At 50.9% G+C, this 15,602-nt stretch carries 16 protein-coding genes; 3 read left to right on the top strand and 13 right to left on the bottom strand.

What is annotated here, in order from left to right:
* Positions 1 to 18 precede the first annotated feature (18 nt).
* From AC0YN0_RS00645 to AC0YN0_RS00625, 5 genes are all read right to left on the bottom strand, one after another.
* A complete protein-coding gene (locus AC0YN0_RS00645) occupies positions 19 to 543 on the bottom strand; it encodes a DUF420 domain-containing protein (RefSeq protein WP_337102824.1) in 525 nt (174 codons plus the stop codon).
* Positions 544 to 726: 183 nt separating this feature from the next.
* Positions 727 to 1,044, bottom strand: a complete 318-nt coding sequence (ppnP, locus tag AC0YN0_RS00640) for a pyrimidine/purine nucleoside phosphorylase (protein ID WP_337102823.1) — start codon at positions 1,042 to 1,044, stop codon at positions 727 to 729.
* Positions 1,045 to 1,095: 51 nt separating this feature from the next.
* Positions 1,096 to 3,114: a transketolase gene (gene tkt, locus AC0YN0_RS00635; RefSeq protein WP_475819559.1), complete on the bottom strand. Its 2,019-nt coding sequence runs from the start codon at positions 3,112 to 3,114 to the stop codon at positions 1,096 to 1,098.
* A gap of 137 nt (positions 3,115 to 3,251) precedes the next feature.
* Positions 3,252 to 4,154, bottom strand: a complete 903-nt coding sequence (purU, locus tag AC0YN0_RS00630; protein WP_442048044.1) for a formyltetrahydrofolate deformylase — start codon at positions 4,152 to 4,154, stop codon at positions 3,252 to 3,254.
* Positions 4,155 to 4,192: 38 nt separating this feature from the next.
* A complete protein-coding gene (locus AC0YN0_RS00625) occupies positions 4,193 to 5,323 on the bottom strand; it encodes a deoxyribonuclease IV (RefSeq protein WP_475819558.1) in 1,131 nt (376 codons plus the stop codon).
* Between the two features lie 101 nt (positions 5,324 to 5,424).
* Between AC0YN0_RS00625 and AC0YN0_RS00620 the strand changes: the two genes are divergently transcribed.
* The 3 genes from AC0YN0_RS00620 to AC0YN0_RS00610 all read left to right on the top strand — a co-directional run bounded on the left by AC0YN0_RS00620 (position 5,425) and on the right by AC0YN0_RS00610 (position 7,546).
* Positions 5,425 to 5,862, top strand: coding sequence for a DUF2621 domain-containing protein (locus AC0YN0_RS00620; protein ID WP_475819557.1), 438 nt, complete (start codon positions 5,425 to 5,427; stop codon positions 5,860 to 5,862).
* Positions 5,863 to 6,123: 261 nt separating this feature from the next.
* On the top strand, positions 6,124 to 6,621 hold the full coding sequence (locus tag AC0YN0_RS00615; protein ID WP_475819556.1) for a hypothetical protein: 498 nt from the start codon (positions 6,124 to 6,126) through the stop codon (positions 6,619 to 6,621).
* 13 nt (positions 6,622 to 6,634) lie between these two features.
* On the top strand, positions 6,635 to 7,546 hold the full coding sequence (locus AC0YN0_RS00610) for a TIGR01777 family oxidoreductase (protein WP_475819555.1): 912 nt from the start codon (positions 6,635 to 6,637) through the stop codon (positions 7,544 to 7,546).
* A 14-nt stretch (positions 7,547 to 7,560) separates the two neighbouring features.
* Here AC0YN0_RS00610 and AC0YN0_RS00605 read toward each other — a convergent pair whose 3' ends face one another.
* The 8 genes from AC0YN0_RS00605 to AC0YN0_RS00570 are packed head-to-tail and all read right to left on the bottom strand — an operon-like array spanning position 7,561 to position 15,601.
* Entirely contained in the window at positions 7,561 to 9,129 is a 1,569-nt protein-coding gene (locus AC0YN0_RS00605; protein ID WP_475819554.1) for a DUF6382 domain-containing protein, read from the bottom strand.
* Positions 9,130 to 9,167: 38 nt separating this feature from the next.
* Complete coding sequence (locus AC0YN0_RS00600) at positions 9,168 to 9,680, bottom strand: A24 family peptidase (protein WP_475819553.1); 513 nt, start codon at positions 9,678 to 9,680, stop codon at positions 9,168 to 9,170.
* Positions 9,681 to 9,697: 17 nt separating this feature from the next.
* The gene (locus AC0YN0_RS00595; RefSeq protein ID WP_475819552.1) at positions 9,698 to 10,672 is read right to left on the bottom strand and encodes a hypothetical protein; all 975 of its coding nucleotides are present in this window, start codon (positions 10,670 to 10,672) and stop codon (positions 9,698 to 9,700) included.
* Positions 10,638 to 12,875, bottom strand: a complete 2,238-nt coding sequence (locus tag AC0YN0_RS00590; RefSeq protein ID WP_475819551.1) for a TadE/TadG family type IV pilus assembly protein — start codon at positions 12,873 to 12,875, stop codon at positions 10,638 to 10,640. Before AC0YN0_RS00590 ends, AC0YN0_RS00595 begins: the two co-directional genes overlap by 35 nt.
* Positions 12,876 to 12,910: 35 nt before the next feature.
* On the bottom strand, positions 12,911 to 13,684 hold the full coding sequence (locus tag AC0YN0_RS00585) for a TadE/TadG family type IV pilus assembly protein (RefSeq protein WP_475819550.1): 774 nt from the start codon (positions 13,682 to 13,684) through the stop codon (positions 12,911 to 12,913).
* On the bottom strand, positions 13,656 to 13,841 hold the full coding sequence (locus AC0YN0_RS00580) for a Flp1 family type IVb pilin (protein ID WP_475819549.1): 186 nt from the start codon (positions 13,839 to 13,841) through the stop codon (positions 13,656 to 13,658). Before AC0YN0_RS00580 ends, AC0YN0_RS00585 begins: the two co-directional genes overlap by 29 nt.
* A 31-nt stretch (positions 13,842 to 13,872) precedes the next feature.
* On the bottom strand, positions 13,873 to 14,772 hold the full coding sequence (locus AC0YN0_RS00575; RefSeq protein ID WP_475819548.1) for a type II secretion system F family protein: 900 nt from the start codon (positions 14,770 to 14,772) through the stop codon (positions 13,873 to 13,875).
* Positions 14,773 to 14,776: 4 nt separating this feature from the next.
* A complete protein-coding gene (locus AC0YN0_RS00570) occupies positions 14,777 to 15,601 on the bottom strand; it encodes a type II secretion system F family protein (protein ID WP_475819547.1) in 825 nt (274 codons plus the stop codon).
* Between the last annotated feature and the right edge of the window lies 1 nt (position 15,602).

Raw genomic sequence — 15,602 nt, 5'->3', positions numbered from 1 at the left:
CAGCCCCTTTTTGGTGCGTTAAGCGTAATATGGCGAGATCATCAGGTATACGACAACCCCCGTGAAGCTTACGTACAGCCAGATCGGCATCGTCCATCTTGCGATTTTGCGATGTTTCTCTACCTGCATCGACAGTCCTCTTACGACTGACATGAGAGCAAGCGGCACGACTACGATTGCGAGCACGATATGCGTAAGCAGGACGAAGAAGTAGATCGAGCGAAGAATGCCTTCGCCGCCGTATTTGGTCGATTCGGTCAAGTAATGGTACGTCACGTAAGAGACCAAGAACAGCGTCGTCGAGCCGAACGCGGCGAAGATGAACGCTTTGTGCATCCGAACGTTTTTCTTAAGAATGGCTGTCAAGGCAACGACAAGCGCTATGAAGGTGAAGCAATTGAAGATCGCATTCAGCAGCGGCAATATCGTCACGTCGAAATGCACTTCGCCGTCGTAAGCCGGCAAGAAGAACAGCACGGCGATGATAGCGACAAGCACAACCGATAAGATCGCGATAAGCGGTGTATAGTTTTTTTGTTTCATGAAAGGCAAGCCTCCTAGCCAGTATGCTGTTTCCATTAACTTTATCCGATTCGAAGGGCGGAAACAATTCGATTGCGGCGTTCTTTGTAACGAAAAATCGAATTTTGCGGCAATACAGGTTAGTAAACGAGAAAGAAGGCCGTACGCTTAAGCGTACGGCCCTCTTTCTTGTATGACTTCGGCTTACTCGTAGATGTACGAGCAGCAGTAGTCGGATACCGTTGCAACTTGAAGCTTGAACTTCGTGTTCGCAGGTACGGTGAATTCGCCTTCGCCTTGAATGTGAAGCCATTCCGTTTCGCCCGGAAGCAGCACTTTCAGATCGCCGGCAAGGATTTCCATAATCTCAACGCAATCCGTTCCGAACTCGTAATCGCCTGGCAGCATAATGCCAAGCGTTTTTTTCGTTCCGTCAGGGAACACGACTACGCGGCTTGTTACTTTGCCGTCAAAATAAACGTTCGCTTTTTTAACGACTGTTACATTTTCGAATTGGGACATCGTATTTGTAAGCTCCTTTATCTATCGATTGCTAAAGCGCGGAAGTCGCTATTACAGCAAAGCTTTTACTTTGCTAACGACGTTCTCAACTGTGAAGCCGTACTCTTTGATTACGCGGTCGCCAGGAGCCGATGCGCCGAAACGATCGATCGCAAGGATGTCGCCTTGATCGCCTGTGTAACGCTCCCAACCGAACGGATGAGCCATTTCGATCGCAAGACGAGCTTTAACGTCAGGAAGCAATACCGAGTTTTTGTACTCTTTGGATTGCTTCTCGAACAGATTCCAGCTCGGCATGCTGATAACACGAACTTGAATGCCTTCCTCGGCAAGCGCCTTCTGAGCAGCTACAGCCAATTGAACCTCGGAACCTGTCGCAAGGATTTGAGCTTGCGGCTTGCCGTTAGCAGCGTCGGATACGACATAGGCGCCGCGGCTTACGTTCTCGCGAACGTTGTTAACCGTTCCTTCAAGGATAGGCAAGTTTTGACGAGTCAGTACGAGCGCCACAGGGCCATCCGTGTTTTCCGTTGCATAAGCCCAAGCTGCGGAAGTTTCGTTCGCGTCAGCCGGACGGATAACTGTCAGGTCAGGAATGATACGGATCGAAGCGAGCTGCTCGATCGGCTCATGCGTAGGTCCGTCTTCGCCGACAGCGATACTGTCATGCGTAAGCACGTATACGACAGGAAGCTTCATTAGAGCAGCAAGGCGGATAGCCGGACGCAGGTAGTCGGTGAATACGAAGAACGTACCGCCGAATACTTTCAGACCGCTATGCAGCGCAATACCGTTCATTGCTGCAGCCATACCGAATTCACGAACGCCGAAGTAGATGTTGCGGCCGTCGTAGCTGCCTGGCTTGAATTGCGTCAAGCCTTTCAAGTGAGTCATCGTCGAGCTCTCAAGGTCTGCCGAACCGCCAACCAAGTTAGGCACGTTAGCTGCAAGTCCGTTCAGCGCGTTGCCGGAAGCGACGCGAGTCGATACTGGCTTGTCTTCTGTCGTGTATACAGGAAGCGCAGCGTCCCAGCCCTCAGGCAGTTCGCCTGCGATCGCTGTCTCGAATTGAGCAGCAAGCTCAGGGAAAGCTTGTTTGTATGCAGCGAAAGCAGCGTCCCAAGCAGCGTTAGCTTTCTCGCCGTTTGCTTTCACTTCTGCGAAGTGTGCGCGAACTTCATCAGGCACGTGGAATTGGTGTTCGTCGTTCCAGCCGTAAGCTTGCTTCGTCAGCTTCGTCTCGTCAGCGCCAAGCGGGGAACCGTGAGGACCTGCATGGCCGCCTTTGCCGCCTTTGTTCGGGCTGCCGTAGCCGATAACCGTTTTAACTTCGATCAAAGTCGGCTTGGAAAGATCGGCTTGCGCCTCTGCAACCGCTTTGGACAATGCGCCCAGATCGTTGCCGTCTTCAACGCGAAGAACTTGCCAGCCGTAGCCTTCGAAGCGCTTCTGAACGCTCTCCGAATAGGACAGGTTCAATTCACCGTCAAGGGAAATATCGTTCGAATCATAGAGAACAACCAATTTGCCAAGACCAAGGTGGCCAGCGAACGATGCTGCTTCATGGGAGATGCCTTCCATCAAGTCGCCGTCGCCGCAAATGGAGTATGTGAAGTGGTTAATTACGTTATGACCTTCTTTATTGTAGGTAGCTGCAAGCTGAGCTTCAGCCATTGCCATACCAACAGCCATTGCGATACCTTGTCCAAGCGGTCCTGTCGTAGCGTCTACGCCAGCTGTGTGGCCATACTCTGGGTGACCTGGAGTCAGCGAGCCCCATTGACGGAAGTTTTGCAGTTCCTCAAGCGGAAGATCGTAGCCGGATAGGTGCAGCAGGCTGTATAGCAGCATCGAGCCGTGTCCAGCGGACAATACGAAACGATCGCGGTTAACCCAAGTCGGATTGGACGGGTTGTGGTTCATATTTTTGACAAACAATTGATACCCCATTGGCGCAGCGCCCATCGGCATGCCTGGGTGACCGGATTTCGCTTTCTCAATCGAGTCGATCGCAAGCGTACGGATCGTATCAATCGACAGTTGGTCAATTGATTTTTGTGTAACAGTCATTCCTGTTTCCTCCTAATAGTTGAATCTAATTTGTTATCGTTTCACAACTTACGATGAACGATACGTTCTTAAGCCTATAAACAACTTTGAACATTGTATCACTCTGAATGGCTGTTTTCCATCCTAAATTGATCGGACTAGTTGAATACAACCGTTTTGTTCTGATGGACAATGACACGGTCTTCGATATGCCACTTCACGGCGCGGGCAAGTACGACACGCTCAATCGTGCGGCCGATACGCTTAAGCTCATTCACGTTATCGCGATGACTTACGCGTTCGACGTCCTGCTCGATGATCGGTCCGCCGTCCAGCTCTTCCGTTACATAATGAGCGGTTGCGCCGATCAGCTTAACGCCGCGCGTATAAGCCTGTGCGTACGGCTTGCCGCCGACGAATGCAGGCAGGAACGAGTGGTGAATATTAATAATACGGTTCGGGAATTGTTCGATGAACTTCGGCGAAATAATTTGCATATAGCGGGCAAGCACGATGATGTCCGCCTTATCGGCAACGACTTCCAGCTGCTTCTTCTCCGCTTCCGCCTTCGTATCTGCCGTTACCGGAATATGATGGTACGGGATACCGAAAGATTGGACCAATTCTTGCATGTCCAAGTGATTGCTGATGACCATCGATATCTCGGCATCCAGATCTCCTGCCTTCCACTGCCATAGCAGCTCCAGCAGGCAATGATCCTCCTTCGACACGAAGATAGCTAGCCGTTTCTTACGGCTGGCGCGGAACGTATGCCATTTCATATCGAAACGATCGGCTACTCTGGCGAAATCCTCGACCAGTATCGGAAGCTCGCGATCCAGATCATTCAGAACGAATTCGAAGCGGATAAAGAACATGCCGCCTTCTGGATCCATCGTGTATTGATCGGATTGAACAATATTAGCTCCGTGTTCATATAGAAAATGCGAAACGGCAGCCACAATGCCCGGACGGTCCGGACACGAGATCAGCATACGTGCTCGTCCGCTCTTGTCGGCTGCTGATGCCGCACTTTGAGATTGATTGACTTGTGATGACATCTTGGTTTACTTCCTTTGCTCTTTATATTTAGTATCGCTTATACCGTAGCAAGCAGATGCTTGCCGCCGAACCAAGCTGTAATCCGTTGATTGATTTGTTCCTCCGACAACGACGACGAAAGCGGGTTGTCCGCAAGCACGAGATCGTACAGACGCTCCATCGGTTCGCGCGGATCGGCTTTCTTCGCCTTCGCATCGTTCTTCAGCAGTTCCCAAGTCGAAAGCACGAACAGTCTTGGATCAATCTCCTGTTTGCCGAAGAAATGATGCAGGCGCTCTACGTCTTCAAAGAACGATTCGCCGAAGCGCGTGCGGGCATCGCCGCGAAGCAGCGCGATCTCGGCCTCATACATCGGACGTTCTGTCTTGTCTTGTTTGCCAATCCATGGCGTCTCAAGAATGAAAGGACGGCCTTGCAACGCTTCATGATGCACGATGCTCTTGATCGCATCATGTCCGAGCCAGCCCGCGCCAATCGGTGCATGACGGTCTTTGCCTGCGCCAACCGGATTTTTGCTGTCATTCACATGGACGACAGTTACGCGATTCAAACCTACAGTGCGATCGAACTTCTCCAGCACGCCGTCGAGATCGTTGATAAGGTCGTAGCCTGCATCGTGCATATGGCATGTATCCATGCACACCGTTAGACGATCGTTGTTTTGCACTTTATCGATAATCGCTGCTAGTTCCTCGAAGCTTCTGCCGATTTCCGTACCTTTGCCGGCCATCGTCTCCAGCGCGATATTAACGTTCGTTTCTTTCGTGCCTTCAAGCACTTGATTAAGTCCGTCCGCGATGCGGGCAATGCCGAACTCGGCATCCTTGTCGGTATAAGCACCTGGATGAAGAACAATATTGCGTACGCCGATCATATCGGTACGGCGGATTTCTTCCTGCAGGAAGTTGACTGCCAGCTCGAACGTATCTTCCTTGTACGAGCCCAAATTAATGATGTACGGAGCATGGACGACGATTTCATTAATACCCGCCGCTTCCATCTCCGCTTTGCCTTCTTCAATATATAACGCATCAATCGGCTTGCGCCTCGTATTCTGCGGCGCTCCGGTGTAGATCATGAATGTGCTTGAACCGTATGATACTGCTTCTTGAGCCGCATTAAGCAGACCCTTGTCCGAAAACGATACATGGGAACCTATTTTTAGCATCCTTTAAACGCCCCTTTTTCGTTGATCCTCCCTATTTTACAAGGAATGTCGAAATAAATCTAGGAATACGGTATAATTCGTTTGTGAGGTGAAGGATGACGATGAAGGGTACTCCCGATTGGTTTATGTATTTTATTGTCTTTTGGGCTGTTGTCATGGTGGGAGCTATGTCGATTGGCGGATTTTTCATGTTTCGAAAATTTCTGAAGGTGCTTCCTATGCGGGACGGCAAGTCCAAGCTCGATTGGCAAAACTATTGGGTCGATCGCAGCCGCAGCATGTGGAACGACGACTCCAAGTCGCTGCTGGACGAGCTCGTATCCCCTGTTCCCAGCGCCTTTCGCGATATAGCTAAACATTCCATCGCAGCCAAGATCGGCCAAGTGGCGATCGAGCACGGCGCTAATTCCGTTACGCGCGACCACTGCATCGAAGGATACATACGCGCAACGCCAAAACGTGATTACCGCAGCCTGGTTACGTTTCTTGACCGCAAGGGCATCGACTATGCCCCTTATAAACATTTGCTCAATAAATGAGGAAAAGCCGCTTTCGCGGCTTTCTTTACCACACCAGAATACTTAATCGCTTTACAGCGATAAAGCGTAAAGCAGATCATTCAGATTGGCGATAAAAACTTCCGCTTAAACGCGGTCGCTCATCCTCGAGATACTCCGATAGGAGTTTTTTTCATTTGTTCCCGAATGACCCTCTCACAAAATTAATGTAACCAATGCCGTTCAACATTCGTTTAAATGGGTACATACCTTTATAAAAAAATTCAGGAGGTGGTTCACTTGATGAACTCATCGAAACGCAACAAACGTACGAAATCAGTGGCCGCAAGCGCTCTATTGTTAGCCGTCATGCTTGCCGCAACCGCATGTGGAGGAGGCAACTCGGCCAAAACAGGAAGCGAAATCCCGGATGCTACCAACACTCCGCCTCAACAGGTTGAAGATTTGCCGGATGGAAACGGCATGATCGATCCTGATGTAGAAGGCTCGGATAATTCCAATAACAATGCAGCGAATAACGGTAATGAGAGCACTTCGGAGGGCGAAACGAATGTGTCCGAGACGAAGTCAGATACAGGCACGTTCACAGGAATCGTAGATACCCATTCCATAGAAATTATTACGGCGTCGGGCGCAGCTGTATTCCAAATAACCGAAGAGCAAAAAGCTGTGATTGACGCCTTGCCGGAAGAAGCGAAAGTGAAGTTTGAGTATACGGAGAAAGAAATCGACAGCAACAACAAGCAACTGTGGCTGTCCAGCATTGCATTAGATAACTAAAGGAGCGGTAACGATGCGGGTTGCGATCGCCGGAGGAACTGGATTTATTGGCAAAGCGCTAACGAAGGCGCTGCTGGCTCGATCGGATGAAGTCGTCATTATTACACGTACTGTCAGTGGTAATGAATCCTTTAACGGTTCGCCTCAAGCTTCTCGTTATGTAACTTGGGACCAAATAGCGCAGCAGCCCTCCTTACTGGAGGGCATCGATGCGATCGTTAACTTGTCCGGCGAATCGATCAATCAACGTTGGACGGCAGCAGCCAAGCAGCGTATCCTGCAATCCCGTCTCACTGCAGCGGTCCGCATCGCCGCTCTTTATGATTCGCTTGCGCAAAAACCTAAGGTCGTCATCAATGCCTCCGGCATTAGCGCCTATGGGATGTCGCTTGACGGCGAGTTCGACGAGAGTAGCCCTATTCATGTTACCGACTTCTTGTCGGGTGTCGTTAAGGAATGGGAACTCGCAGCGGATTCCATTGCTGCTGAACGGCTCGTCAAGCTGCGTGTCGGCCTTGTCATAGACCGCAAGGAAGGGGCTTTCCCGTTTATGGCGCTTCCGTATAAGCTGTTCGGAGGAGGCCGAATTGGCAGCGGCAAGCAATGGCTGTCATGGATTCATATCGACGACATCGTACGGCTGATGTTGTTCTGCTTGGACAATGACAGCATCAGCGGTGCTGTTAATGCCTCTGCTCCAGAACCGCTTCGCAACGATGAATTCGGACGCGCCATCGGCAAAGCGATGGGAAGACCGCACTGGTTTCCCGTGCCTTCCTTCCTATTGAAGACGGTGCTCGGTGAAATGTCATTGCTTGTGCTCGAAGGTCAGTATGCTATTCCCCGCAAATCAATGAAGCTCGGATTCACCTTTCAATATCCGACTGCTGAGAGCTGTTTGAATGCTATTTTCGCCCGTAAATAGGCTGCTAAACACCGCTATTCTAGTCGAAATTCATACATAGGCCCGTTCGCACCTGCAAGCTGTATCCTATCGCCGTCGGTTATTTTATATGCTTTGTACGGAATCATAGGCTCACCGTTTAATGTGCTGCCGTTACTTGAGCCAAGATCCTTAGCCATCCTCTCGCCTTCCGAATACATGAATTCCAAGTGCATACGAGATATACCGCTAGCCGGCTCCTCATACCCTCCTTGATCCCCTGCTCTTCCTATCCTTAGCACAGGCTCCGACCATTCAATTACATTATCCTCCCCTTGCCAACGACGATACAGCTTTGCTGCAAGTTCAACTTTCGTCTCCTTCAGAGACTTTCCAAGGAGCACCGTCGGTTCCATGAGGGGTACCGCGATTTTCTCTAGAAGCCCCGTTTTGTTGGCAACCGGCTTTATAGAAAGGTGATTATTTACTTCAGCTGTATCACTGCGATTCACCGGGCTATCGCCCGTGCTTGCAGAGAGTAAATGATTGTATCGGTTATGATGTGTTTGCGGTTGGGATAAGGCTTCGAATTCGGAAGCCGCGCCGGCTTGATCGTATGAGGACTCTTGATCCGAATTAAAATCCAAATCCTCACTCTCAATCGGATTCGATATGCGGACATTCCTTCTCCATACAACGATAACGACTGATACTAATAGAAGCGTCATAGCAACACTTATAAGCATGCTTTGATTGGAAGGCGATGCTAGATAAACAAAACGCCATATACAGGCTGTTGCGAGCAGTATAAAAGCAGCGGCTATCCACTTGAACCTATTCACGTTCGCTATCTGTTGCTCTGAAAAAAGTTCCTCATCTTCTGTATCCATCCTGATATGGGGTCGATCCGACAATTGCGGCGGCATTAGCCGAACCTTCTCTTGGTCTACAACCTCCTGCGGTGAATGGGTTTCACCTGAAGCATATTCCTGTGCCGCATACTGGGGAGGCCTCACAATTGCTTGAGCAAGACGTGGTTGAAGGCCAACTGCCGATGATCCGCCAATTAGCTCAAGCACCGTAGTCCGCAGCTCTGCCAGCGGCCACCTAGTGGTGCTCAATTGGCGTAGTAACCGCTTTAAGCCTTCGCCGTCCAGCACATCCACGTAGGATGTCCATCGTACGATAAGCGACATTAAATCGCTGCTTGTTGATGCTTCATTATCGGATACTTGAATTGGAACGTAAGCTAGGCGCACATCATGCAGCTGCTCGCCAATAAAGATGAATGATTCGTCCAGCAGACAGCCCTCCGGTCTGAGCATGTAATGGCGGCATTCGCTCAGCGCATCGATTAAACCTAGGACCAGAGAATAATATTGCTGCATCGTAAGCGGTCCTAATTGAAGCCGATGAAGCAGCATTTTATGACCATCCAGCACGTATCGGAAGGTTACCTTCCCGTCCAGCTCGAACCAGTCGACAGGCAATAGATACGGAATTTTCTCACCGCGCAGCATATGAAGCTCAATGTCATCGAGACTGCTCCGCATAATTCCGTCTTCGGTGTCAATCAGCATTTCATGACAGCGATTCATAGAGAAATCAATTCTAAACTTTTGCATATCCCGCTTCCTCCTTCCACTCATCGATCCATTCCGTTTCAGCCTACCATCATCCATACGGTTATCGCCGCAGGAGCGACAGCGAGCATGAAAGGAAACTTTTGACCCGAATCTGCAAATCTCAGCCATTGCCGCCTTTTCTGCTCCTCGCCCGGTACGAGCAAAGCCGTCATTCCGACCGTTAGCTTGCTGCTGAACGGACGATATATGGCCGCAACCGCGATGCCGATCACTCCCGCATACAGAATCGAATACATAAGCACCTCCAATACATGGCCTACACCTATCCATGCGCCCAGTGCCCCGAACAGCTTAACATCGCCCGCTCCGATGCCTCTGGCCAAATGCAGAAGAAGAAGAGGGACAAAACCGGCTGCCGCGCCGGCAATAGACGTTCCCCCGCCCTGAATGCCGCCTATAATCAGATGAAACAGAATGCCGCAGCCAAAGAATAGGATCGTTAACCAATTCGGTATGATCTGCTTGCTAATATCCGTAATGAATGCCACAGCAAGAAGGATCGCTGCCGCTATAATTGTCACTGCGTCCACGTCACAACCTCTCCTTCCTAATCCCCATTTGCCTTCTCCACAACAAAATATTGCGACACGCTATGCTCCTCCTGAGCTGCTGCCGTAGCTGTCAGCATCCAGCTGCCCGGCGTCGTATTACCCGATACATGCCATGTCCACGTCGCATAGCCGCTTTCATCGGCTGTCGTTGCGCCCAAGTGCTTCGCTTTGCTATGCCCGCTCTTGTATATAACGTCCAGCGAAACGGAAGTGCCTGGGTTAGTCTTGACGACAACCGTTGCCTTCCTCCCTGGGCGCAGAGGCGAGGGCTCGATAGACACAATTTGCAGCGGTATAATGTCCTCTCCTTCTGCTTCATGACCATAAGCAGCAGCGGCGGCATCGCTTACCCATACTCGTTCGGACGCTTGATCCCGGAGTAGAATCGGCTTGCCGTAGAACGGCAGCTTCAGCGGAAACTCATATTCAACCGACATCGTTAATAGGGGCTCGGTTTCCTTCGATAGATCAGGTAAGGCTAGATGGCTTAGACGTATTCGATTTGGCTCAAGGATCGCCTGGTCGGCAGCCTCGTGCAATATTGGCTCTACAACGGATCGTCCGAGCTCCGTCGCCGCCATATCCTGCAGCGGCTTCCAATCGCCTCGAAGCGCAGATGAAATCAACTCGCCAGCCGGATTCGGAAGCCATTCGGCGGCCTCTGCCGCAATATCGCCCCAACTGCTCTTTGGCAGCGGGGATGCAGCTTCAAGCGGATTCACGGCAGCTGCCTGCTGAAGAGCCAGATCAATTGGATGAATATGTGCAGCAATCTGACGAACAGCTTGCGAAGCAGTCGCATGCAAAGCCATTTGAACAGCGCATAGCCGAATGAGGACGATAAAAACAAGCAATAAGATGAGTATAAGCGGCATGACGAAGGAGGCTTCTACAACAATCGAACCCTGCTCGCTATTAAATCTCGTATTTCCCTTGTCAATACGACGAGCCGATTGTTTGTATAGTCTCATAACGATTGCCAACAACCTTTCCTTCCAATAATCCGAACTTCCCCACCATGTGCATGGCACCAGGCAAAAACCACAGCTTCATCGACAATTTCGCTTCACCGGTAACCGCAGAAGGCGAGGCTGACAGCACAGTGCCTGTATTTTGCTCGATAACGGCGATCATACGGGACAGCATTCCTGCTTGATCCGCACTATGAACAAGCAGGAACAGCCGCAAATAATCCATGTACGATACTTCTGTCTTCACATACTTGGATAGCGGAGCCGAGCCGCGTTCCGTGAACGCAATCATATCCTCGATCGTTTTCTCAAGACCATAGATAAGCGCAGCTGATAAAATAAGAAGCGGATGTCCTAGCGACCGGCTTTGGATGAGTCCCTCCATCGTTCGAATCGCCATACGCACAGCGAACAGTTCCCCATACGCGGCAGCTAAGTTTCCTATTGGGTTATGAAAACCGTAGATAACATATTCAGCCTCCTGATTATGGAACGAAATAGCTTGCGAGAGTTCAGCCGTATCGCCGTTCAGAAACATCGCGCGTAAATTCTGCGGAGCAAACACCGTGTAGCGATCTACGATATATTCGCCGTAATAGATGGTATCCCGTGATCGCTCAAGCATGCCTGACATGCCTGTGAACAATCCGCCCATGAATTGCTGGGAATGCTCTGCAGCCTCATGCGCTTCGCCAGGTTGATTGTCTACCGTCGATTGCGCCGCCTCTGACTGCTTCTGATTAAACTTCAAATTATCGTCCCGCTTCTCTTGGATCTCCTCGTATAACTTGATATGCTCCTCCAACTGCGGAACGGATCCGAAGCCGTCAAGCATATTTCGAGCTTGCTGCCATAGCGACTGCGCCTTTGCTTCCTGCTCCTTCAATCGGTTATTCAGATCGGCGTCTTGGAGCAACGCTCTTCGTTTTCCGATAATTGTCGCCGGCTGTACGTAGCTCTCCTCATACTCGCCGTAAGACAGCCTCATTGCAGCAACAGCCGACATTAAAGTTTGGCTAGAGCTGCTGGCAACAGGCCTTGATATTGCCGCGGATACATTCGATTGGAACCTGCCAGCATCCATGTCGAATGCGGCTGCTGCCGCATTTTGCCCCTCCAGCTCCAGCTTATATTGCTGGAACCAGTTGTCCGGCAATATCATTTGCTTCGCTGACTGCTTAATCTCCTCTATATCGGAGGCGGCACTGTCAGGAAGCCGTTCTCCGCCGGTTCTCTCGGCATGGCTGCCTACCGCGTCATAATCTGATCGATTAGCCGCTGCATCCACTTGCAGTTCCAGCAGCATCATCTCGTCGTTCAGTTTCCTAGCCGCCTCAAGCTCCTGGAACGCTTTTCCCTTTAATTTCGCGTGCTGTTGCTGCACGCTTGTGCTCTGCCTTCGAAGACTGCCTGCGAGTGAACTCGCATGCTGCTCGTAAGCGGCTATAGCCTCGGCATACAGCGGTTCCTCATCTTCTTGGAGCGATTCATCATGTTGCACATTCGCTGCATAAGCTGCGAACCCACCTGCGATGGCAGCCGCTGTATCTCCATCTCCATTCCCGCCTGATCCGCTTGCTTTCACGGGAATCATTCCGCCCGTTCCGCTGCCGCCCATCGCTGCAGCCGCTTGCTCTTGCATTGCCAACACAAGGGCAAGCGCCGCTTCACGTTTCTCGTACAATCGCCTCATGCTCTCCAGCAGGTTAACAGCGACGGCAGCCTCCTTCATCTCTCCAGCCATTGGCGCGAACTTCGCCACGAGCTCCAGCGTAAAGTCGATCGGTGCTTTATATTTCATATCCTCCAGCACTTGCCTGGCGAATATATCATGGTTGCCAAGCACGTCAGCAGTCTGAAGAGCCGCGGACTCTACTTGTCCGCCAACGACACTGAATCCGCTGCTAGCCCCGTTCTCTTCCTCCATGTTCACGGATACTACCTGCTCGAATATCGTTTGTCCGCTTGTGCCTCCACGGGCGAACAAACCATAACGCTCATAGAGTCCCTCATCGTAGGCGGATAAGACGGATCTTACGCCAGACCTTACCGTATCCTCTGCGAGCCTATGAATCGCCCCGATACGCGCATAATCAATAAGTACAGCAAAAAATAACAACAGTGAGGAAAGAACGATAACGGCAAATACGGTTACTGCGCCATCCTCTCGAAAAAGCAAATCTCTTAATCGAAGCCTCCTCATCCCGTTTCCGCTCCTTGTTGTCCTTGAGACGGACTTCATGGAGCTGCTCCTACGGCAGCATCTTGATAGGGAGCAAGCGCCTCAGCAGCTTTCGTCTTCGATATCGCCGGACCTCCGCTTCGATTCTGAAACCGGCTCGTATAATAACGGACGAGATCGACATTGCGAATGAACTCGACGGGATCGACCACAATAGCTGCAGCAACGGTCTTCGGTTCTCTGCCTAACCAGCCGTCTTGCCGAACATCGGATGATAGATTGAGCGGCTGCTTCAGCTTTACTAATACTTCGTTCTGCAATATTCCATGGTCGAACGAAAGCTCCCCCTTGTAATGAAGCTCTTCGTCACGCAGCCAAGCGGATGCTTGCATCAGCTTGCGCTCCGGCAAACTGCTAGCCTGAATAGCGCCAGCATCATCTTGACTGTCTGACAACTCCACTAGGGCGCCGCCTCCTCCCCGGGCTAAACCGAACAAGCTTTGCAGCATTTGATTGTCTCCGATTCTCCAATACAAGCCGTCATATTCAGGCTTCAGGAGCATGCCGCTCCTTGTATCGCGATGGCTATTATCCCAAGCAAAGGCGGCTCTCTCTGCTGTTGAGGAGGCGGCGTAATAAATGACAACCTTCTGGTAGATATACATACCGAATACGATGAACAACATAATAGCTGCGAGCAGCATCGGCATCACGATGGACGATTCTAGCGTGAAGCTGCCGCTCTCGCTTCGAGCTATGTTTGCCGCGGGCTTGGCTAACAGGGAACGAACCTTGCTTCGCTTAAGAGAAGATTTGATCTGCTTGGTCATCCGCTTTACCCATCAGCCGCTCGATTAGTTCAATAATCCAATCTTTGAACAGCAAAGCAATAATGATAACGACTGCAATGATCAATATAATTTCAAGCGTTCCAAGACCCTCCTCTGATTTCCAAAACTTGCGGACCGTATGTTTCATTCTTCTCATCGTACATCTCCCTCTCATTCATCGTTTGTTGTTAAGACATTAATAGAACAGCCGGCGCAGCGACTAAAATCATTAACACGAACAAAATTCCGACCAGCGGAAATACGAGCTTAGAGGATGCCTCCTCGCCACGCGATCTTGCGACCGCCTTTCTTTTCTCCCAAAGCGTGTAGGACAACTCTCGCAAGGCAAGTACGAAGTGCTCTCCTCCGCGCCTATAGTTAAGAAGCAGCACCGTTGTGAATACCGATACTTCTTGCACGGCGCATCTCCTGTTGAACCGCTCCACGGCCGAACTGAAGGAATGGCCATTGCGAAGCGCAGTTACCGCATGTCCCCACTCGATATACAGCGGATGCTTCCCTGCTTCCTTTCCATCCAGGCATCTTGCCAGAGCGTGCTGCACGGTCTCTCCTGCCCCTACAAGCAGCATCAACTTGCTTAACATGTCAGGCAGCTCGGCGATAATCTCCTGCTTGCGGCGCTCTACCTTGCGTCCCGCATCAACGAATTGGCGAAGCGGCAGTACGACGCCGAAGATGATACCCATCAACATCAGTACGCGCTCACCGGATAATGAGCTAAGCCAAGCACAAGCCGTTAATGCCGCATATCCGATGGATACAGCACCTCCTGCGGCTGTCTTCGTTCGCTCGATCGTCCAGTCAGCGCCGTTCAAAATGACCAGCTTCATATGGTAGCTGCCCATCTGTAGCTGCATCGTATCGAACAGACGAAGACGCTCCAACATTCGAACGAATGGTTCTGTCAGGATAAGACTTTGAAAGCTAGGTCCATGCTTCCGTAAAGCTGCGTTGCTTGATTTGAGGCCCAGCCAAACAGAACGCAGTCCGGTTGCACCTACCATATAAAGCCATACTCCAGTTAAAACAACGGCAATTAGAACATCCACTCCGAACCTCAGCCCCATCCTCCTACATTCGAATATCCATCATTTTGTTCATAATCCAGAAGCAGAAGAGCAGCAATACGAGTGCCGCAGTCAAGAGCAAGTAACCGAGCCCGCTGTACAAAGGAGCCATGTAGTCAGGTGCGGCAAAGCTGAGAAATCCTAAAAAAACGAAAGGCACAGCCATCATAATCTTGCCTTCGAACCGCTTCTGAGCGACCATTACCGCTATTTCCTGTTCTGTCTCCAGCTTCTCGCCGATAATCGCCGATGTGCGCTTCATCACCTCGATCAGATCTCCGCCCGACCTCTTGCATGCAGCAAGCGCATCGGCGAATTGCGTAATCTCGTCGATTCCTGCCCGCTCCGCGAAGCTTCGGAGCGCTTGTTCCAGCGGCTCGGCATGATCCAACCGATTGCTAATAATTTGGAATTCAATCAGCAGCTCGGTACGTGGATCGGGATACAGCAGCCTTAAGTCATCCAGCGTCGATACAAACGCATTTTCGATCGAGCGTCCGGCAGCAAGCGAAGAGACAAGCGAGAATAACGCCTCTTTAAATTGCAGCTTCAGCCTATCTTTCCGTTGCTGCAAGAGCCCTGCTCTCCAATACCTAGGTGCTATGACACCTGCGAAGGAGAACATAGCGGCAATGATGACGGAGTGGTAAAACAGATAAACAGCCCCCAACAGCGCTAGCGCCCCAGCAAGAGCAGCGATAGCAAATTGCCCATGGGTCAGCTTATATTGCCGATAATCGGGGAGGGTTGATTGCCTAGCAGTCGTCGCTTGAACTTGATTCTCCCATCCACACCAATACAGCAAACCGCGTATCGGATGTTCGCTCATG

It is taken from the genome of Paenibacillus sp. J22P218 (assembly GCF_056269195.1).
The sequence above is the reverse complement of the archived record's forward strand: the minus strand, read 5'-3'. Positions and strand labels throughout refer to the sequence as shown.